The organism is Streptomyces fractus, assembly GCF_049844455.1.
GTDB classification, from domain to species: Bacteria; Actinomycetota; Actinomycetes; order Streptomycetales; family Streptomycetaceae; genus Streptomyces; species Streptomyces fractus.
In genome coordinates this window covers 6593563-6612687 of the sequence record NZ_JBMYHI010000002.1, presented here as the reverse complement: position 1 = coordinate 6612687, position 19125 = coordinate 6593563, and the positions used below count along the sequence as shown (strand labels likewise).

17 protein-coding genes are annotated in these 19125 nt (G+C 73.0%); 12 read left to right on the top strand and 5 right to left on the bottom strand.

Annotation, left to right across the window (positions count from 1 at the left end; all coding sequences use genetic code 11):
- Positions 1–35: 35 nt before the first annotated feature.
- The 3 genes from ACP4E5_RS31905 (at position 36) to ACP4E5_RS31895 (ending at position 2466) form a co-directional block, all read left to right on the top strand.
- Positions 36–806 (top strand): VOC family protein, encoded by a 771-nt coding sequence (locus ACP4E5_RS31905; protein WP_425834737.1) that lies wholly within the window; start codon positions 36–38, stop codon positions 804–806.
- A gap of 39 nt (positions 807–845) precedes the next feature.
- A complete protein-coding gene (locus ACP4E5_RS31900; protein WP_425834735.1) occupies positions 846–1838 on the top strand; it encodes a helix-turn-helix transcriptional regulator in 993 nt (330 codons plus the stop codon).
- A 112-nt stretch (positions 1839–1950) separates the two neighbouring features.
- Positions 1951–2466, top strand: a complete 516-nt coding sequence (locus tag ACP4E5_RS31895; RefSeq protein WP_425841794.1) for a DUF4240 domain-containing protein — start codon at positions 1951–1953, stop codon at positions 2464–2466.
- Positions 2467–2481: 15 nt separating this feature from the next.
- On the opposite strand, the gene ACP4E5_RS31890 is transcribed toward ACP4E5_RS31895, so the two are convergent.
- Positions 2482–3369, bottom strand: coding sequence for a TIGR01777 family oxidoreductase (locus ACP4E5_RS31890; protein WP_425834733.1), 888 nt, complete (start codon positions 3367–3369; stop codon positions 2482–2484).
- A gap of 32 nt (positions 3370–3401) precedes the next feature.
- Between ACP4E5_RS31890 and ACP4E5_RS31885 the strand changes: the two genes are divergently transcribed.
- The 3 genes from ACP4E5_RS31885 to ACP4E5_RS31875 all read left to right on the top strand — a co-directional run bounded on the left by ACP4E5_RS31885 (position 3402) and on the right by ACP4E5_RS31875 (position 6514).
- Positions 3402–3902, top strand: coding sequence for a GNAT family N-acetyltransferase (locus ACP4E5_RS31885; protein WP_425834731.1), 501 nt, complete (start codon positions 3402–3404; stop codon positions 3900–3902).
- 93 nt (positions 3903–3995) lie between these two features.
- Positions 3996–5144 (top strand): PP2C family protein-serine/threonine phosphatase, encoded by a 1149-nt coding sequence (locus ACP4E5_RS31880; RefSeq protein ID WP_425834729.1) that lies wholly within the window; start codon positions 3996–3998, stop codon positions 5142–5144.
- Positions 5145–5161: 17 nt separating this feature from the next.
- On the top strand, positions 5162–6514 hold the full coding sequence (locus ACP4E5_RS31875) for a hypothetical protein (RefSeq protein WP_425834727.1): 1353 nt from the start codon (positions 5162–5164) through the stop codon (positions 6512–6514).
- A gap of 16 nt (positions 6515–6530) precedes the next feature.
- On the opposite strand, the gene ACP4E5_RS31870 is transcribed toward ACP4E5_RS31875, so the two are convergent.
- Positions 6531–7319 carry a peptidoglycan recognition protein family protein gene (locus ACP4E5_RS31870; protein WP_425834725.1) on the bottom strand — a complete coding sequence of 263 codons (789 nt, stop codon included), beginning with the start codon at positions 7317–7319 and terminating at the stop codon, positions 6531–6533.
- A 114-nt stretch (positions 7320–7433) separates the two neighbouring features.
- On the opposite strand from ACP4E5_RS31870, the gene ACP4E5_RS31865 reads away from it, so the two are divergent.
- Entirely contained in the window at positions 7434–8630 is a 1197-nt protein-coding gene (locus ACP4E5_RS31865) for a MarP family serine protease (protein WP_425834722.1), read from the top strand.
- On the opposite strand, the gene ACP4E5_RS31860 is transcribed toward ACP4E5_RS31865, so the two are convergent.
- Complete coding sequence (locus ACP4E5_RS31860; RefSeq protein ID WP_425834720.1) at positions 8627–9232, bottom strand: cysteine hydrolase family protein; 606 nt, start codon at positions 9230–9232, stop codon at positions 8627–8629. The genes ACP4E5_RS31865 and ACP4E5_RS31860 overlap by 4 nt on opposite strands.
- A gap of 108 nt (positions 9233–9340) precedes the next feature.
- Here ACP4E5_RS31860 and ACP4E5_RS31855 point away from each other — a divergent pair, with 108 nt between their 5' ends.
- Positions 9341–10330: a GlxA family transcriptional regulator gene (locus ACP4E5_RS31855; protein WP_425834718.1), complete on the top strand. Its 990-nt coding sequence runs from the start codon at positions 9341–9343 to the stop codon at positions 10328–10330.
- Positions 10331–10358: 28 nt separating this feature from the next.
- Here the strand turns inward: ACP4E5_RS31855 and ACP4E5_RS31850 are convergent, their stop codons facing one another.
- Complete coding sequence (locus tag ACP4E5_RS31850) at positions 10359–11198, bottom strand: SDR family NAD(P)-dependent oxidoreductase (protein ID WP_425834716.1); 840 nt, start codon at positions 11196–11198, stop codon at positions 10359–10361.
- Between the two features lie 120 nt (positions 11199–11318).
- Between ACP4E5_RS31850 and ACP4E5_RS31845 the strand changes: the two genes are divergently transcribed.
- Positions 11319–11990: a TetR/AcrR family transcriptional regulator gene (locus ACP4E5_RS31845; protein WP_425834714.1), complete on the top strand. Its 672-nt coding sequence runs from the start codon at positions 11319–11321 to the stop codon at positions 11988–11990.
- A gap of 812 nt (positions 11991–12802) precedes the next feature.
- The gene (locus ACP4E5_RS31840) at positions 12803–14131 is read left to right on the top strand and encodes an NAD(P)/FAD-dependent oxidoreductase (RefSeq protein WP_425834712.1); all 1329 of its coding nucleotides are present in this window, start codon (positions 12803–12805) and stop codon (positions 14129–14131) included.
- A 1283-nt stretch (positions 14132–15414) separates the two neighbouring features.
- Here the strand turns inward: ACP4E5_RS31840 and ACP4E5_RS31835 are convergent.
- Entirely contained in the window at positions 15415–16878 is a 1464-nt protein-coding gene (locus ACP4E5_RS31835; RefSeq protein ID WP_425834710.1) for an NsdA family TPR-like regulatory protein, read from the bottom strand.
- Between the two features lie 297 nt (positions 16879–17175).
- On the opposite strand from ACP4E5_RS31835, the gene lipB reads away from it, so the two are divergent.
- The gene (lipB, locus tag ACP4E5_RS31830) at positions 17176–17997 is read left to right on the top strand and encodes a lipoyl(octanoyl) transferase LipB (protein ID WP_425834708.1); all 822 of its coding nucleotides are present in this window, start codon (positions 17176–17178) and stop codon (positions 17995–17997) included.
- Positions 17998–18109: 112 nt separating this feature from the next.
- Positions 18110–19075: a lipoyl synthase gene (gene lipA, locus ACP4E5_RS31825; RefSeq protein ID WP_425834706.1), complete on the top strand. Its 966-nt coding sequence runs from the start codon at positions 18110–18112 to the stop codon at positions 19073–19075.
- Positions 19076–19125 lie beyond the last annotated feature (50 nt).

The window sequence follows — 19125 nt, the reverse complement described above, 5'->3', positions numbered from 1 at the left end:
TCCGGGCCCGTTCGCGTTGTGGGAGGCGTACCTCCATGAAGATCTCCAAGACTCCCTCCGCGCCCTGCTGGGCCGAGCTGTCGACATCCGATCCCGAGGCGGCCCGGTACTTCTACGAGGCCCTGTTCGGCTGGCGCACGCGGTCGACCGACGACCCCACGGTCGGCGGCCACGGCCGGTTCTCGCTCGACAGCCCGGACGGGCCGAAGGTGGCCGGGGTCGGCCCCGTGCTGCGCCCCGGTCAGCCCGCCGCCTGGCTGCCGTACTTCCAGTCCAGCGGCATCGACGCGGTCACCGCGCGCGTGAGCGGCAACGGCGGCCGGGTCGTCTCGGGCCCGATCGGCGTCGAGGAGGAGGGCAGGCTCGCGGTCTGCCAGGATCCGGCGGGCGCGCCGTTCGGCATGTGGGAGCCGCGGGAGCACGCCGGGTTCGAGGTGGTGAACGTGCCGAGCAGCTTCTGCTGGTTCGAGCTGCTCACGCGGGACGGGGCGGGCGCGGTGGACTTCTACCAGTCGGTGCTCGGCTGGGGCGCGCAGACGCGGCGCGACGGCGGCTACACGGAGTGGAGCGTCGCCGACGAGCCCTTCGGCGGCATGGTCGACATGTCGACCGGCGACTTCCCGCCCGAGGTGCCCTCGTACTGGAACCTGTACGTGGCCGTGGACGATCCCGACGCGGTGGCCGAGCGCTGCACGGAGCTGTCGGGGCAGGTCCTGGTGGCGCCGACGACGATCGAGCCGGGCCGGTTCGCGATGCTCGCGGATCCGCAGGGCGCGGCGTTCTCGGTGATGCGCTTCAAGAGCTGAGCGGGGTCTGTTGTCAGTGGTGCGGTTCATGATGGCCGTATGCGTGCTGCCCGCCTGATCAAGATGGTGCTGTTGCTCCAGTCCCGGCCGTCCATGACCGCGGCCGAGCTGGCGCGCGAGCTCGAGGTGTCCGAGCGGACGGTGACGCGGGACGCGCAGGCGTTGTCGGAGGCCGGGGTTCCGGTGTACGCGGACCGGGGGCGGGCCGGTGGGTACCGGCTGGTCGGCGGGTACCGGACGCGGCTGACGGGGCTCGCGCGCGGCGAGGCGGAGGCGCTGTTCCTGTCGGGGGTGCCGGGGGCGCTGCGCGAGATGGGGCTCGAGGACGCGGCGTCGGCGGCGCAGCTGAAGGTGTCGGCGGCCCTGCTGCCCTCTTTGCGGGACGCGCCGCGGACGGCGGCGCAGCGGTTCCATCTGGACGCGCCGGGCTGGTTCAAGGAGCCGCAGACACCCGAGCTGCTGCCCGTGATCGCGGAGGCGGTGTGGGAGGACCGGGTGGTGCGGGTCCGCTACCACCGCGCTTCGGGTGACCAGATGGACGATGTGGAGCGGGAGTTGGAGCCGTACGGGCTCGTGCTCAAGGCGGGCGTCTGGTATCTGGCGGCGGCGGTGCGCGGGGCGGACGCCTTCCGGGTGTACCGGGTCGACCGGTTCACGGCCGTGGAGCCGGGCGAGGAGCGGTTCGAGCGGGCCGAGGGGGAGGACGCGTTCGACCTGCCGGCGTTCTGGGAGGAGCGGGCGGAGCAGTTCGCGCGGGCACTGCTGCGGTCGGAGGTCGTCGTGCGGCTCACCCCCGCCGGGATACGTCAACTGCCGTACGCCGTCGATCCGGCGTCCGCGCGCGAGGCCCTGGAACCGGTGGGGGCGGCGGACGCGGAGGGGCGGGTGACGGTGACACTGCCGGTCGAGTCGGAGGACGTGGCGTACATGCAGCTCATGGCGCTCGGGCCGGAGGCGGAGGTGGTGGCTCCGGCGGCGCTGCGGGAGCGGTTCGCGCTGGCCGCGCGGCGGATGCGGGGGTGGTACGACTGAGCGGGCCGCGGCCCGGCCGGGGGTGCCGTGGGCATGTGCATGCATAACGAAGTGGAGCAGCTCCCGCGCTCGGCGTGCGCCCCGTGGGCACAGGACCGATGCTGGTCCCGTGATGGACGAGACCGAGTTCTGGGAGATCGTGGACAGTACGCGTGAGGCCGCGGGCGGCGACCCCGAGGACCACGCCGAGCTGCTCGTCGAGCGGCTGCTGCGGTCCGATCCGGACTTCGTGCTCGACTTCGCCCGGCACTTCGAGTCCCGGTACAACCGGGCGTACCGCTGGGACCTTTGGGGCGCGGCGTGGGTGCTGCTGGATGGGGCGAGTGACGACGCCTTCGACTACTTCCGGTGCTGGCTGATCGGCCAGGGCCGGGAGATGTTCGAGGGGGCGCTGCACGATCCGGACTCGCTGGCGGAACTCCTGGACGACTTCGACGAGGAGGTCGACGGGGACGGTGAGGAGATCGGTTACGCGGCGGACGAGGCGTACGAGCAGCTGACCGGGGTGGTCGCCCCGGACCTGGGCCTCGCCCCCGCTCCCCCGGAGCCGGAGGGCACGCCTCTGGACTTCGAGGACGACGGGGTGATGGCCCGGACGTACCCCCGCCTGACAGCACGGTTCGGATAGGTCCGGCCGGTCCCGTCACGCCGCCCGAATCGCCTGTTCCACGCCCGGGTGGGTGAACTCGAATCCGGATTCCAGCAACCGCGTGGGCACCGCACGGGTTGAACCGAGGACGTCGCCCGCCATCTCGCCGAGGGCCACACGCAGGGCGAAGGACGGCACCGGCAGCACCGCAGGCCTCCGCAGGACCCGCCCCATCGCCGCCGTCACCTCACGGTTCGTCGCGGGCTGCGGCGCCGTCAGGTTCACCGGACCGGCCAGGCCGTCCGTGTCCAACAGGTGCCGCAGCGCCGCCACATGGTCGGCGAGCGCGATGTACGACCAGTACTGCCGACCGTCCCCCATGCGCCCGCCGAGCCCCGCCCTGAACAGCGGGAAGAGCTTGCCCCAGGCGCCTCCGCCGCGCGCGACGACGAGGCCGGTGCGGGCGAACACCGTACGGATGCCCGCCTGGTGCGCGGGCGCCGCCGCTGCCTCCCACTCGACGCACAGCGAGGGCAGGAAGCCGTCGCCCGCCGGGGCCGATTCGTCGACCGTGCGGGCGCCCGTGTCGCCGTAGTAGCCGACCGCGCTGCCGTTGAGGAAGACGCGGGGCGGCGTGTCGAGGCCGGCCGCCGCCCGCGCGAGGGTCCCCGTGCCGAGGATCCGGCTGTCGCGGATCTCCCGCTTGTACGCGTCCGTCCACCGGTGGTCGCCGACCCCGGCCCCCGCGAGGTTGACGATCGCCTCGCAGCCGGCGAGCCGGGACGTGTCGACGTACGACTCCTTCGGGTCCCAGCGGGCCTCGTCCGCCGCCCGTGGGGCGCGCCGCACCAGGCGCACCACGTCGTGCCCGTCGTCGGTCAGGGATCGGACGAGGGCCGAGCCGATGAGCCCTGAGGCGCCCGCCACCACGAAACGTGTCATGGGCCCATCCTGCCCGTCGTACAGTCGGCCGCATGTCAGCCCCCAAGGACTCCGAGGTCCACATACGTTTCGCCGTCCCCGAGGACGCGGAATCGCTCGACCGCCTCGACCGGGAGACCTGGTCGTATCTGCACGCGGTGAAGGCGCTCGACCCGGAGCCCTCACCGTTCTTCAACGAGCGCTTCGGCCCGCGCGACCACCTCGTCGCCGAGCTCGGCGGCCGGCTCGTGGGCTACGTCCGTCTCGGCCTCCCCACGCCCCTGCCGGCGAACGCGCACGTGCGGCAGATCATGGGGCTCGCGGTCGCCGACGCGGCCCGCGGGCGCGGCGCGGGCCGGGCCCTGGTGCGGGGCGCGATCGAGCTGGCGCGGCGGCAGGGCGCGCGCCGGATCACGCTGCGCGTCCTCGGCCACAACACCCCGGCACGGAAGCTGTACGAGGCGGAGGGCTTCGTCATCGAGGGCGTGCTGCCCGCGGAGTTCCTGCTCGACGGGGCGTACGTGGACGACGTGCTGATGGGACGTCCCCTGTAGGCCGTCCGGCGCGGCGCGGTCACGGCGTGCGACGGGCGGCGACTCGTAGCAGGGTGAGGTGGAACGACCGTCGCGAAGGGAGCCGAAGCCGGCATGACCTGGCCCACGGCGCGCCGAAGGGACGAGGCGGAGCGCGCCTGGCTGCGCGGTGCGCCGCCGCCGCGCTGGGTACGGTGGCTGCCGGTCGGCCTGCTCGTGGTCCTGTACGCGCTGCAGGCCCCGGCGGGATACCGGTTCGAGCTCGCGTTCCCGCTCGCGGCCATCCCACCGCTCGCCGCGCTGTCGTACGGTCCCGTGGCCACGGCCCTGTACGGCGGCTTCGTCATCCTGCTCCTCGAAGTGCCCCGCACCGGCTTCGGACGCCCCGGCGACAGTGATGTGCTGACGGTGGGGCTCGTCGCCGTGCTCAGCACGGCGATCGCCCTGGTGCGCAGCCGCAGGGACAAGCAGTTGGTCACGGTGCGCACGGTCGCGGAGGCCGCCCAGTTCGCGGTGCTGCCGCCGCTGCCCGACCGGGTGGGCTCCGTGCACTGCGCGGGCCTGTACCGGGCGGCGCACCGCGGCGCCCTGGTCGGCGGCGACCTCTTCGACGTGCGCAAGGGCCCGACCGGCGTGCGGGCGGTCGTCGGCGACGTACAGGGACACGGCCTGTCGGCGGTGGGCACGGTCGCGGGGCTGCTCGGCGCGTTCCGGGAGGCAGTGCTCGACCAGCCGGACCTGGAGGGCGTGGCGGCGCGGCTCGACCGGCGGCTCGTGGTGGACACGGCGGAGGACGAGCACGCGGAGCTGTTCGCGACGGCGGTGCTGCTCGAGTTCCCCGACCCCTCCCCCGGCGAGGCGCCCGTCGTACGCCTCATCAGTTGCGGCCATCCGCACCCGCTGCTGCTGCGCGACGGGCGGGTGACCGAGCTGGACGTGCCGTCGGGGGCGCCGCTCGGTCTCGGCCTCGCGGAGGTCGCGCCGCCCGAGCGGCTGACGGTGGAACTGCGGCCCGGGGACCGGCTGATCGCGCCGTCGGACGGGGTGACGGAGGCCAGGAACCGGGACGGGGTGTTCTATCCGCTCGCCGACCGGCTTCCGCAGTTCGCGGGCGAGGATCCGGCCGGGCTCACGGACGCGGTGTGGCGGGACGTCATCCGGTTCGCCGGGGCGGTCAGGGACGACCTGACCCTGCTCGTCTTCGCGCCTCTCGTGTCCGCCGCGGACGCCACGCGGACCCCGGACGTGCCTCGCGGGGCGTGAGGTGTGAACGTAGGCGCATGAAGAACCCGGGACTCCCGCGCCGCCAGGGACACCGCCGATCCGCGGCCACCGCCTCCGTACTGCTGCCCCTCGCCGTGTCCACGCTGGTCACGGTGTCCGCCTGTTCCGACGACGACAGCGCGACCAAGCCGCCGCCCACGGCCTCGCCCGCCGCGACGGCGAGCGGCGCCCGCTGTGTGACGGACCGGTCGGCCGACGACCACGGCCCGGACGCGAAGCCCCGCGCGAAGGCCGCGTACACGGTCGACGACAAGACCGTGCGGGCGAAGGCCCAGAAGGAGTTCAAGACGACGAAGCCGGACGAGTCCGCGCTGCTCGTGTCCGGTTCGGGGAAGCTGACGACGCGCGACGGGAAGTTCATCAAGCACGGCGGCACCTCGTCCGTCACCGCGTCCGACGGGCACGGTCTCAACGCGGCCGCGCTCGCCCGCGACGGCGGCACGTTCACGATGTCCGGCGGCCGGATGTCCACCCAGAACAAGGGCGCGATCGCGGTGTTCGCCTCGGGCGAGGGCACGAAGGCCACGCTCAGCTCGGCCGGCATCCGCACCCACGGCGCCTCCTCGCACGGTGTGGCGGCCGCGCACGGCGGCGCGCTCGACCTGACGTACGTGGAGATCGACACCACGGCCGCGCAGGCGGCACCGGTGGCCGTGGGGCCCGGCGGCGGGAAGGTCACGGTGTCCGGCGGCACGATGACCTCGGCGGGCTGCGGGTCGCCCGGCGTGCAGACGGCGGGCGACGTGTCCTTGGCGCAGACGCTGTTCGACCTGGCCAACTCGGAGGCGTTCACCGTGGAGGCCGGGGGTTCGCTGACCCTGAAGGACGTCCGGGCGTCCGCGGCGGCGGGCGGTGTGGTCCTGCGCGGCGACGGCGCGACCTCGTACCGGATGACCGGCGGGGCGGTCCAGGCCACCGACGGCGACATCTTCGCGGTCCAACAGGCCGACGCCGACATCGAGTTGGGCGGTGGCGCCGACGTGAAGACGAAGGACGGCAAGCTGCTGCGGGTCACGGACAAGGGGAAGGCGGCGTTCCGGGCGAACGGCGAGAAGCTGAAGGGCAGCGTGTCCGTGGAGAAGGGCTCCTCCGCCACCCTCGACCTGGCCGGCTCCACCGACCTGGACGGAAAGATCGTGGGCGAGGCGTCGCTGAAGCTCGGCGCCAAGACGCAGTGGTCCGTGTCGGGGGACTCGCGGCTGAAGAGCATCGAGCTGGCCGACGGGGCGAAGGTCTCCGACGTGATCGTGGGCAACGGTCACACGGTGACGTACGACAAGGCGTCGAGCCCGGACCTGCACGGGAAGAAGTACCAGCTCGACGGCGGCGGCACGCTCAAGCCCGCGTAGCGCCGGAACCCGGTCGCTACCGGCGGTGCTGGAGCGCCGCGGCCCGCTCCCTGATCTCGGGCAGCTTCCCCATCAGGGCGAGGCCGGGGCAGAACGTCTCGTAGCCGTCGCGGTGCCCGGACACCGCGAAGAACTCGTGGGCCGTGCCCGTCCGGTAGCGGGCCAGGTCGTTGCTGGACACCAGACGCACGTGCGAGCGCGGGTCGATCCCGGACAGGCCCAGCTTCCACGCGGCGACGGCAGCGATCGAGTCGGTCATCGCCTTCGGCACCGGGGTGCCCTCGGTGAACGTGCCGATCGCGGCGATCCCCGCCGTGTCCCGGTTGAAGCCCTGCGTGTGGGCGCCGATGACGGGCCGGCCGGTGCCGCCCGCACGCCCCTCGTAGATCGTGCCGCACCGGTCGACGAGGAAGTTGTAGCCGATGTCGTCCCACTCCTTGCCGCCCGAGGCGCCGCCGCCCGCCTGCCCCGCGTACAGGTAGCGGATGATGCGCGGCGCGTCCGCGCAGTCGTAGTCGTTCGGAGAGTCGGTGTGGTGCAGGAAGACGGCCTTGACGCGGTCGCCGTAGCGGACCGCGTCACGGTGGTACGTCTGCGCTCCCGCGAGCCACCGGGAACGCGGCACGATCCGGGGGCGCGCCACCGGTACGCGGTCGCCCACCGACGCGACCCGCTTCGCCGGCACCGCGGAGGGCGGCAGCTCGCCACGGGCCGTGGCAGCGAAGCGCTCGGGCCCGGGCCTGTCGACCGTCGCGGCACACAGCAGAAGGAGCCCGAGGGCCAGAGCCCCGGGCAGCCAGCGCAAACTTCTCCATACAACATGCACGCCTCCCACCCTGGGCCCGACACTCCCTGTGCGGTCAGCCACAGTGGGCCAGGTGGCGGAACCATCGGGGGCACCCGGGCGTTTCTTACCGGTATGGACCTCCACATACTCGACGTGCTGCTCCTGGTGGTGGCCCTCGCCTACGCCGTGTCCGGCTACCGGCGCGGTCTGCTCGCGGGCTGCGTCTCGCTGGCCGGGTTCGTGGGCGGTGCGGCCATCGGCGTCTGGCTGCTGCCGCACCTGATGGAGACGGTCACTCCGGGCACCACATCGGCCACGGTCGTCGCCGTCCTCACGGTGCTCGTACCGGCGGTCGCGGGGCACGGTCTCGCCGGGCTGCTCGCGGCGCGGGTGCGCGGCGGCATGTCGCACGCGCCGGGTCCGCTGCGCGTGGCCGACGGGGTGGGCGGTGGCGCGGCCACCGCGGTGGCGGTCCTGGTGGTGGCGTGGGTGGCGGGCAGCGTCCTCGTCGCCTCCTCGTCCACGGTCCTCAACCAGGCGATCCGGAATTCCACGGTGCTCGGCGCGGTGCAGGACACCATGCCGTCGACGACCCCGTCGTGGTTCTCGCAGGCCACGGGGGCGCTCACCTCGGCGGGCTTCCCGCAGGTCTTCGACCCGTTCGCGAGCGAGCCGCCCGCCAAGGTCGCGAAGCCCTCGGGGGACAACGTGACGGCGAAGGCGACCGCCGCCGCCCAGCGCAGCAGCGTCAAGGTCCAGGGCGCGTCCGGCACCCAGGGCCGCGAGGGCAGCGGCTTCGTGTTCAGCTCCCAGCACGTCATGACCAACGCGCACGTGGTCGCGGGCATCGACGACCCGACGGTACGGGTGGGCGGCACGGGCCGCGCGTACGAGGCGAAGGTCGTCCTCTTCGACCCCGACAAGGACGTCGCGGTCCTCTACGTCCCCGGGCTCGACGCCCCGTCCCTGCGCTTCGACGACTCGGCCGGGCGCGGTGACGCCGCCGTGGTCGCGGGCTACCCGCAGGACGGCGGCCTCGACCTCCAGGCCGCCACGGTCGACGACACGATCAAGGCGGCCGGCCAGAACATCTACGGCTCCGGCAACGTCACGCGCGACATCTACTCGATCCGCTCCACGGTCCTCCCCGGCAACTCCGGCGGCCCGCTCCTCGACACGGACGGCGAGGTGTACGGAGTGGTGTTCGCCCGGTCCACGACGGACGACGGGACGGGCTACGTACTGACGGCGGACGAGGTGTCGCCCGACGCGCAGCGGGCGGCGTCGGCGACGACGGCGGTGGACACGGGCCGGCTCATCCAGTCCTAGGAGAGGGCGGACCCCGTCGGCACGACCACCCCGTACAGATCGGTGATCGTCGCCATCGCGCCGAGGTGCACCTGCTCGGCGGGCAGCTCGACGCCGCCGACCGAGGTCAGGGGCCGCGTCGCGCAGGCGTCGGCGACCACGGTGGGCCGGTTCCCGCGCAGGAACGCGCCCTGCGCGGTGAACTGCACGCACATGTGCGACATGAAGCCGATGACAACGACGTCCTTGTGGCCCGCGGCGTCGACGATCTTGCCGAGGTCGGTGCCGACGAAGGAGTCCGGGGCGGGCTTGACCACGACGGCCTCGCCCTCGACGGGCGCGACGTCGGGGTGGATCTCCCCGATCTCGGCGCGGACGTCGTACGCGGAGCCCTCGCCGCCGTCGTGCTGGATGTGGACGACCGTCGAGCCGGCGGCGCGGGCGCGGGCGAGGAGTTCGGCGGCGTTGTCGAGGGCGGTCCGCCAGCCCTCCAGCTCCATCACGCCACGGGTGTAGGTGTTCTGGTAGTCGACCAGGATCAGGGTCGCGTCGGCGAGCGAGGCGGGCGTCTCGTCGAGGCCGTTGAGGGTGCGCAGAGTCGTTGTTGGCGTCGTTGTTGGCATGCCTTGAACGCTACGAGCGGCGGGTCGATGTCGGCAATGACAGCTAACATGCAGATTCAGACACGACACCAACACCGACACCACCACCGTCATCGTGAGAGGGGCCCCGTGAGCGCGACCGAACGGCTCGTCGTCATCGTCCTCTTCGACGGGGTCGACACGCTCGACGTCACGGGCCCGCCCGAGGTCTTCGCGCTGGTGCGCCGCGAGGGGAACGGCGACGCCGACTACCGGGTCCTCCTCGCCGCCGAGACGCTGGACCCCGTCACCACCTCCGCCGGCGTACGTGTCCTGCCCGATGTCACCTTCGACGACGCGGCCCGCCTGAGCATCGACACCCTCCTGGTGCCGGGCTCGGTCGAGGCCGACGCGGAGCGCGGGGTGCGCGCCCTCGCAGAGCCCGCCGTGGTCGACCGGGTGCGGACGCTCGCCGGGCGGGCCCGCCGGGTCGCCTCGGTCTGCGTCGGGGCACATCTGCTCGCGGCGGCAGGTCTGCTCGACGGCAAGCGCGCCACCACCCACTGGTCGACCGCGCGCCAACTGGCGGACGAGCACCCGGAGATCGACGTCGACCCCGACCCGATCTTCATCCGCGAGGGAGACATCTGGACGGGCGCCGGCATCAGCTCCTGCCTCGACCTGTCCCTCGCCCTGGTGGCGGACGACCTCGGCGAGCCGACGGCGCTGCGGGTGGCGCGGCAGCTCGTGATGTACCTGAAGCGGCCGAGCGGCCAGAGCCAGTTCAGCGTGCCGCTGGCGCAGGCCTCCACGACGCGGCGCGTGGACGACCTGCGCCAGCACATCACCCGGAATCTCGGCGAACCGCTCACCGTCGCGGTCCTCGCGGCGCACGCCCATGTCGGCGAGCGCCAGCTCACCCGGATTTTCAAGTCCGAACTGGGCACGACACCGAGCGCGTACGTCGAGTCGGCACGCGTCGAACGGGCCCGCCAGCGACTCGAATCGTCCGACGACACGCTCGACCGGATCGCCTCCGCCTGCGGTTTCGGCACGACGGACACGCTGGTGCGGGCCTTTCGCCGCCAGCTCGACACGACGCCGACGGCGTACCGGCACCGCTTCCGAGTGTCCGTGTAGCGGCTAGCGGCTGGCTACGGCGGTTCGCTCAGTAGTGGGTGCCGCCGTCGATACGGATCTCCGTACCGGTGATGAACTTCCCGTCCTCGGAGGCCAGCATCGCGACGACCCCGGCCACGGCCTCGGGCCCGGCGAATCCGTCACCGAGCGAGGGCGACAGCTTCGCGAAGAGGCTCCAGTCCGTGTCCTCGGGCAGGCCGGGGCCCTGACTCTGCTTGCTCTCGCCGGAGCCGTCGGTCATGCCGGACGCGATGGAGCCGGGCTGCACGGCGGTGAACCGGATGCCCTGCTTGCTGTACTCGGCGGCCAGCGCGTGCGTCATGGACTGCACGCCGCCCTTGCTCGCCGCGTACGCCGCCATGTACGGGTGGGCGAACATCGCGGAAGTGGAGCTGAAGTTGACGACGGCGGGGGCGTCGCCCTGGAGCAGTGCGGGTATCGCTTCGCGAATCATCAGGAAGGTGCCGGTGAGGTTGACCGCGAGCACCTGGTTGAACTCGGCGAGCGTCGTCTTCTCGGTGTGCGAGGAGCGCAGGATGCCGGCGGCGTTGACGAGCACGTCGAGTCCGCCGAGCGCCTGCACGGCGGACTCGACGGCGTCGCGCACGGACGCCTCGTCGGCGATGTTCACGACGACGGTGGTGAGGCGCTCGGCGTCGGCACCCGCCTTGCTGACGGTGTCCTGGAGACCGGCCTCGCTGACGTCGGCCGCGACGACCCGGCCGCCCTCGGCCAGCATGCGCAGCACGGTGGCCTGGCCAATTCCGGACCCACCACCGCTGACCAGCGCACGGCGCCCTTCATATCGCCCCAGCCGGTCCTGTCGGTCCTGTCGGTCCTGCCGGTCCGGTCGATTCAGGCGGTTCATGGCGACTCCTTACGTTCCTGTGCGCGTCCTCGCGCGCTGCTCACCGTACGCTTCGGTGGCACGTTTTGCCATAACGGCATTTCGCGCCACTTCATTCCCGGTGCGGCTACGCTTCGTCAGGTGAACGAGCCCAGAACACCCCCTTCGTCGCCTGCGCGCCCCCCTCAGCCCTCGCAGCCCTCTCAGCCCTCGCTGACCGAACGTCGAAAGGCGGCGACCCAGCTCGACATCGCGCGCGCGGCGATGGAGCTGTTCACCGAGAAGGGCCCCGACGGCACCACGGCCGAGGAGATCGCCCACGACGCCGGGGTCGCGCTGCGCACCTTCTACCGCTACTTCCGCAACAAGCAGGACGCGGTGGGCCCGCTCCTCGCGTCCGGTGGCGACCGCTGGCGCGAGCTGCTGGCCGCGACGGACCCGGGCACGCCGCTGCCGCAGGCCCTCGAATCGGCCGCGGCGGCCACGCTCTCGCCCCCGGACGAGGCGGCGGAGGAGGCACTTCAGGGCACCCGGACCCTGTTGCGCGCGGCCCAGGACGACCCGGCGCTGCGCGCGGTCTGGTACCGCGTCAACCAGGAGTCGGAAGAGAAGCTGCTCCCGGTGGTGACCCACCTCGCGGGCCCCGACGCGGACCCCCTGGAGACCCGCCTGACAGCCGCCGCGGCAACCGACGCGATCCGGGTGGCCCTGGAACTCTGGTCCACGACAACCGCCCCCACCTCCGGCCCCCACTCCCCCGCCTCCCTGGCGATCCGCGCGCTGCGCCACTTGACGGCGGGGGGCAAGGGGTAGCTGACGGCGGCCGGGAGCAGGGGGTGACTGGTGGCGGGGGCCTTGTCTGGTCGCCGGCCGTGACAAGGGGCGCCTCGCAACCGGCGGCGGGGGGCGCCCAGTTGCTGGACGTGGCGGGGTACCCGGCAACTGGCGGCGGGGCGAGGCGACCGTCTGATGACTGCCGGTGGGACCTCACCCCGCCCTTGGCGGCGAGGGCGACTGGTGACTGACGGTAGGACCTCACCCCGCTCCTGACGGCGAGGCCGTCTGGTGACTGGCGGTGGGGCCTCACCCCGCTCCTGACGGCGAGGCCGTCTGGTCACTGGCGACGGGAGCGCCGCCCGACTGCTGACGGCGAGGGCGACTGGTCACTGACGGTGGGGCCCCACCCCGCTCCTGACGGCGAGGCCGTCTGGTGACTGACGGCAGAGCCTCACCCCGCTCCTGACTACAAGGGCGACTGGTGACTGACGGCGGGAGCGCCGCCCGACTGCTGACGGCGAGGGCGACTGGCCACTGACAGCAGGGGGCGCCTGGCGACTTGCGACAGGGGCTCCGTCCGGTGGCTGACGGCCGGGGCGTCCGGGGGCTTTTGGCGATGTCACCTCGTAGCTGACGGCGGGAGCCGTGTCGTACAGCCGTGGGGTGTGTCCCGCGGGAAGGCGTCCGGCCGTGCGACCGGCGTGCCCCCGTGCCGCCCCCACGCGCGACTGCCCGGCGTGTGCGCCGCACCTACTCTCGAGTTCCCTGGGCCCCGAACTCAGGTATCTCGAGGGCGCGTTGAGGGCATGAGCCCGGACGTCAGCCACCCGACCCGCCGGAGGCACACCGTGCTCGACCCTGCAGACGCAAGCCCGGGAGCCATCGTCGTCGTGGGCGCCGGAGTAGCGGGACTCGCGGCGGCCCGGCACCTGACCAGGGCGGGCCTGCGCCCGTTGGTCCTGGAGGCCGCCACGGGCATCGGCGGCCGCATGTCCACCGAGAAGGTCGACGGCTTCCGCCTCGACCGGACCGGCCGGCCACTGTGCACCTCGTACCCCGAACTGCGTCGCGACCCCGCCCTCGCCTCCCTCACCCTGCGCCACTTCTCCCCGGGCGTGCTCGTACACAGCGAGGGGCTGCGCCGCCGGGCGGGCGAACCCACCGGCCCCCGGCGCACAAGGGGCGCACTCAGCGCGGCACGCGCCTTGGCGAGCGCCCCCCGGAGTCCGCGCGGCACGCGCCCCACCCTCGGCAGCCCGCTCGACCACGCACGCCTGGGCGCGGCCCTGTCCCGGCTCGCGACGACGGAGCCGTCCCGCCTCCTCTCCCGCCCCGAACTCCCCGCCGCCCAGGCCCTCTTGACCCGAGGCCTGCCGGCCTCGGCCCTCCACGGCTTCGTACGCCCCCTGCTCTCGGCCCTGCTCTGCGACCCGGACCTCGGCACCTCCAGCCGGTGCGCCGACCTCGCCCTGCACGCGTACGCGGCGGGCCGGCTCGCCGTGCCGGAGGGCGGCGCCGACGCACTTCCGGAGCTGCTCGCGGCGGGCCTGCCACCCGGCACGGTGCACACCGGCGTACGGGTCACGGCGGTCGCCACGACCTCGGTCACGACCACCGAACTCGGCCAACTCCCCTGCCGCGCCGTGGTGTTGGCGACCGGCGCGGGCGACGCCGCCGAACTCCTCCCCGGCCTGCGCGTCCCCGCCTTCCACGAGGTCACGGTCGTGCACCACGCCGTGCCCGAGCCCCCGCTCACCGAACCCGCGCTGCTGCTCGACGCGGACCGGCTCGGACCGGTCGCGCACACGTCGGTGATCAGCCAGGTGGACCCCACGAGAGCCCCGGCGGGCCGCGCCCTGGTCTCCTCGACGATCCTCGGCCCACCGCCCACGGACCGCGAACTCCGCACTCAACTCGCCACCCTCTACGGCACGTCGACCGCCGACTGGGAAACCCTGGCCGTGCACCACGACGCCCACGCCGTGCCCGCGATGCCGCCCCCACACGATCCGTGCCGCCCGGTCCGCCTCCTCGACGGCCTGTACGTGTGCGGGGACCACCGGGACACCAGCACGGTGCAGGGCGCCCTCCACTCGGCCCGCCGGGCGACCCGCGCGCTCCTGACGGACCTGGGCATCCCCGAACCCACCGCACCCCCACTCACCAACGCCGCCTGACCCCTCCATTCCGCGCCCGCCTCCGTGGCCCAACTCCGGGGGCGGGCGCGCCACCCCCTCCGGGCCCACCCGGACACACCCTCCGCCCCGAACGCCCGCGCCGTCCGACGGAGCCTCGCCGGACGGGACACGTCCCCCTCGCCCGACACGTCCCCCTCGCCCGGCACGACCTCCCGCCCGACGCGGTCCCCTCCGCCTGGCGCGGCTCCCCCGCCCGCGACGGTTTCCCGCCCCCTCGGGGGGCTCCAGGCAGGAGCCCCCGGCCCGGCTGCCAACGCCCGCACCGGGGCTGAACCCCGGGGGCCGCACCCCGGCTCCGGACTCATGCCTCTCACCCACGAACGGGCTTGATTCACGCCCCTCCCACCCAGGCCTCCGCAGGTAATCCACCATCGAGCGCGGTCGCCCACCCGTTGCGGCCGAGGCCACCCCACCAGGCAACCCGCCACCCGTCCGTGCCGGTCGCCCCTGCGCCCGCCTTGCGCCACGCCACCGGGCACAACTCCCCGCTAGAAACGGCACGGTCTCCCATCCGTTCGTGGCCGACATCCGCCCCCGCCCGAGGATCGCCGCCGCACAGAGCCCCCGTCTCACGGCAGTCAGGCCACCCTGCTTCCGTCTCTGCTGGCCCACCCGTTCGCGGTCAGCGTCCACCCCGGCCGCCTTAAGAGGACTGACGCCACACACAGCCCTCTTAATGCGGCCGGGCCCGCCCCGCCACTGGGGGGGCGGGCACAGCTCCCCATCCAAGTGGCAACGCCCGCCCTGTCCTCTGCACGCCTCCCTCGGGGAAGCCGTGGACGTCAGCCCACATCCCGTCCCAGCCCCACCACCCACCCCGCCCGGGATAGCCGCAACGCACAGCTCCCCGCCTTGAATAGCGTGCCGTCCCGGGCGGGGTGGGTGGTCAAGGCAGCGCCCCGGTAGATCGCACCCATCACCGCAGGCGCCACCCCCGACACAACCCAGCCCCCGGCGCAGCGCACCAGACACCACCCCGTCCCGGGGGCCGAAGCCCCCGGAGGGGGCGGGTGGGCGGGAGGTGACCGGGCAATCAGCGCGGCCGACAAGGCACGGCGCCGCGAACCGGCCCCACAGGCGTCACCCCGGCAGGCCCCCGGAACCCCGGTGCGGCGAATCGCTGGCGGCAAGCGTCAACCTCGGCGAACCCCGGGAACCCCGGTGCCGCGCATCAACGACACCAGCCCTCATCCCGACTCACCCACCACAACCCCGGCCCCGTCCCCGGCCCCGCAACCAGCCCGCCCCCGCCCCACCGACCCTCACCCCAACGCCGCGACCCGCTCCCGATACCCCCGGACGGGCCCCGCATCGCGATACGGCTCCAACCGCCTCTCGAACTCCCGCACATACTCGTGCGCCCGCACCGACCGCATGTCGGCCGCGGCCGACGCCGCCTCCGCGCCGAGCGCGCACGCCGAGTCCAGTTCCCCGAGCCCGAGGCGTGCCGAGGCCAGCACCACCCGGCAGAACAACCGGCTGCGCGCGAACCCCGGCGCCCGCAACTGCAGCGACCGCTCCGCGTGCTGCGCCGCGGCCCGGTACTGCTGCAGATCCCGGTGGCAGTGCCCGAACTCGTCCGCCAACTGCGCCTCGTCGAAGAACCGCGCCCACGGCGGCACCTCGTCCCCGGGCCGCACCGCCCCGAGCGCCCGCTCGGCCCGCACCAGCGACGCCGTGCACGCCCGCACCTCGCCGAGCACCCCGTGCCCGCGCGCCTCCACGGCGTGCAGCAGCGCCTGCACCGCGGGCGGCGCCGACGCCCCCACGCCCTGCTGTGCGACCCGCGCGAGCTGCACCGCCTCCCGCCCGTGCCCGAGGTAGACGGCCTGCCGGCTCATGGTGACCAGCACGTACGACCCGTACATCCGGTCCCCCGCGGCCTGCGAGAGCCGCAACGCCTGCACGAAGTACCGCTGGGCCAGGCCGTGCGCCGCGATGTCGTACGAGGTCCAGCCCGCGAGCCGGGTCAGATCGGCGACGGCGCTGAACAGCCGCCGCCCGTGCTGCTCCCCGTACGCCCCGCGCAGCATCGGCTCGGCCTCGTGCTCCAGGTACCGCACGAGGGCCTGGCGCGCGTGCCCGCCCCCGTACGCGTGGTCGAGCGCGCGGAACAGCTCGCCCACCGAGCGCAGCGCCGCGATGTCCCCGCTCGTCACCCGATGCCCGGGCCCGCGCTCGGTCTGCCCCCGCTGCCGCGGCACGGCGGCGCCCACCGCCTCCAGAGCCACGCCGGGCCGCCCCTGCACCGGCACCCGCGGCAGCTGCTCGCCGTGGGCCACCCGGTCGTCGGCGCGGCCGATCAGCCAGTCGCGGCTGGGCACGACGAGCCCGGCCGGGGTGAACGCGATCTTCCGGAGTTCGGCGTGGCTGCCGGAGTCCTTGCGCCACAGACCGCTGACGATGTCGACGGCCTCCTCGGGCGATGCCGCGAACTCCAGCCCCGCGTACACCGGCGCACACGCGTCGAGCCCGAGGTCCTGCGCGGAGAGGCGGCGGCCGAGGCGGCGCGTGAACACCTCGGCGATGAGCGCGGGTGTGGTCCCTCTGGGCTGCTGTCCGCGCAGCCACCGGGTCACGGATGTCTTGTCGTAGCGCAGGTCAAGCCCGTGTTCGAGCCCCAGCTGGTCCACGCGGCGCGCGAGGCCCGCGTTGGAGAAACCGGCCTCCGCGATGAGCGCGGCGAGCTGGCGGTTCGGGGTGCGCTGCGGAGGTCGTTCCGTCATGCTGTGCGTTGCCTTCCGGGCCCTTGGAAGCGGTAAAGGGGGGCCCTTGAGTGCCCCCCTTCAGTCGCTGCTCCCTCATGGAACGGCGCCGTCCGTGACCGACTTCCGCTCACGGACGGCGCTGAAATTATCACGGAGCGCACACGGCGTCCCCCAATCAGCCCAGCCGAACCCCTCCTTCATCCGATCGTGTGACAAACCGCGCGAGGGGTGGACGACGGGGCCGTGAATCGGGAGCCGTACAGTTGCTCCGGGCGCGTTATATGCACGGTGAAGGTTCTTAGGGAGGCACTTGCCGTGAGTGAGTTCCGGTTCGTCCGCATGGGTTTCGGTGCGGACATGGTCGATTACCAGGTCGCCTGGGACGAGCAGCGCCGTGTGCACGCCGCTCGCTTCGCCGACGAAGTGCCCGACACCTGTCTGCTCCTGGAGCACCCACCCGTCTATACGGCAGGCCGTCGCACGGCCCCCGAGGAGCGCCCGCTCGACGGCACCCCGGTCATCGACGTCGACCGCGGCGGCAAGATCACCTGGCACGGCCCGGGCCAGCTCGTCGGCTACCCGATCCAGAAGCTCCCGCGCCCCGTGGACGTGGTCGCGCATCTGCGCCGCCTGGAGGACGCGATGATCGCGGTCTGCGCCGAGTTCGGAATCGCGGCGGCGCGGGTCGAGGGGCGCGCCGGTGTCTGGGTCCTGGGCGACCCGATCGAACAGCGCACGGCCCGCAAGGAGCACAGCGGGCTCTCGCTCGACTTCGACCCCCGCCTCAGCAGCGAGGACGAGGAGTTCGACCACCGCCTCGTAGGACCCGAGTACGCGCCGTCGAACGCCGGTCAGCGGCACGAGGACCGCAAGATCTGCGCCATGGGCATCCGCGTCGCCAAGGGCGTCACGATGCACGGCTTCGCGCTGAACGTGAATCCGGACACGTCGAACTTCGACAAGATCATCCCCTGCGGCATCCGCGACGCGGGCGTGACCTCCCTCTCGTACGAGCTGGGGCGCGAGGTCACGATGGACGAGGTGCTGCCGGTCGCGGAGAGGCATCTGCAGGACGTCCTGGGGAACGCGGACCTCAAGCCGCGCGCCGTCGAGAACGCGGCGAAGGCCTCGGCGTAGTCCATACGGGGAATGCACCCCGCAGGCGGCCGGTTGGCCACCCGTGAGGGCCATGAACATCACGGGCGTACCCTGATGTACGCCGAGGAATCAAAGCTTTAGGGAGCCGGTCGTGTCCGCAGTCGCACCCGACGGACGCAAGATGCTGCGCCTGGAGGTCCGTAACGCTCAGACCCCCATCGAGCGCAAGCCCGAGTGGATCAAGACCCGGGCGAAAATGGGTCCCGAATACACGAAGATGCAGAACCTCGTGAAGTCGGAGGGCCTGCACACCGTCTGCCAGGAGGCCGGCTGCCCCAACATCTACGAGTGCTGGGAGGACCGCGAGGCCACCTTCCTCATCGGCGGTGACCAGTGCACCCGGCGCTGCGACTTCTGCCAGATCGACACCGGCAAGCCGGAGCCGCTCGACCGTGACGAGCCGCGCCGCGTCGGCGAGTCCGTCGTCACGATGGACCTGAACTACGCCACGATCACCGGCGTCGCCCGCGACGACCTGGAGGACGGCGGCGCCTGGCTGTACGCGGAGACGGTCCGCCAGATCCACCGCCAGACCACCAATCGCGCCGACGGCCGCACCAAGGTCGAGCTCCTCGCCCCCGACTTCAACGCGGACCCGGACCAGCTGGCCGAGGTCTTCTCCTCCCGCCCCGAGGTCTTCGCGCACAACGTCGAAACGGTCCCGCGGATCTTCAAGCGGATCCGCCCGGGCTTCCGCTACGAGCGTTCGCTGAAGGTCATCACCGAGGCCCGCGACTTCGGCCTGGTCACCAAGTCGAACCTGATCCTCGGCATGGGCGAGACCCGCGAGGAGATCAGCGAGGCGCTGCGCCAGCTGCACGACGCGGGCTGCGAGCTGGTCACCATCACGCAGTACCTGCGCCCCTCCGTGCGGCACCACCCCGTGGAGCGCTGGGTCAAGCCGCAGGAGTTCGTGGAGCTGAAGGACGAGGCCGAGCAGATCGGTTTCTCCGGCGTCATGTCGGGCCCGCTGGTCCGCTCCTCGTACCGCGCGGGCCGGCTGTTCCAGATGGCCAAGGAGAAGCGCGGATCCTTCGCCGCCTCGCAGGCCGTGTGAGTTCAGACCGCATGAATCACGGCGTGTGAATTCACGCACAAGAGGCTACT

What these genes read in the sequence shown, in the direction of transcription:
- ACP4E5_RS31865 (WP_425834722.1), top strand. Translation starts at nt 7,434, where the DNA reads ATGGACCTCCACATACTCGACGTGCTGCTCCTGGTGGTGGCCCTCGCC.
- ACP4E5_RS31835 (WP_425834710.1), bottom strand. Translation starts at nt 16,878, where the DNA reads ATGACGGAACGACCTCCGCAGCGCACCCCGAACCGCCAGCTCGCCGCG.
- ACP4E5_RS31850 (WP_425834716.1), bottom strand. Translation starts at nt 11,198, where the DNA reads ATGAACCGCCTGAATCGACCGGACCGGCAGGACCGACAGGACCGACAG.
- ACP4E5_RS31885 (WP_425834731.1), top strand. Translation starts at nt 3,402, where the DNA reads ATGTCAGCCCCCAAGGACTCCGAGGTCCACATACGTTTCGCCGTCCCC.
- ACP4E5_RS31905 (WP_425834737.1), top strand. Translation starts at nt 36, where the DNA reads ATGAAGATCTCCAAGACTCCCTCCGCGCCCTGCTGGGCCGAGCTGTCG.
- ACP4E5_RS31880 (WP_425834729.1), top strand. Translation starts at nt 3,996, where the DNA reads ATGACCTGGCCCACGGCGCGCCGAAGGGACGAGGCGGAGCGCGCCTGG.
- ACP4E5_RS31860 (WP_425834720.1), bottom strand. Translation starts at nt 9,232, where the DNA reads ATGCCAACAACGACGCCAACAACGACTCTGCGCACCCTCAACGGCCTC.
- ACP4E5_RS31875 (WP_425834727.1), top strand. Translation starts at nt 5,162, where the DNA reads ATGAAGAACCCGGGACTCCCGCGCCGCCAGGGACACCGCCGATCCGCG.
- ACP4E5_RS31900 (WP_425834735.1), top strand. Translation starts at nt 846, where the DNA reads ATGCGTGCTGCCCGCCTGATCAAGATGGTGCTGTTGCTCCAGTCCCGG.
- ACP4E5_RS31890 (WP_425834733.1), bottom strand. Translation starts at nt 3,369, where the DNA reads ATGACACGTTTCGTGGTGGCGGGCGCCTCAGGGCTCATCGGCTCGGCC.
- ACP4E5_RS31895 (WP_425841794.1), top strand. Translation starts at nt 1,951, where the DNA reads ATGGACGAGACCGAGTTCTGGGAGATCGTGGACAGTACGCGTGAGGCC.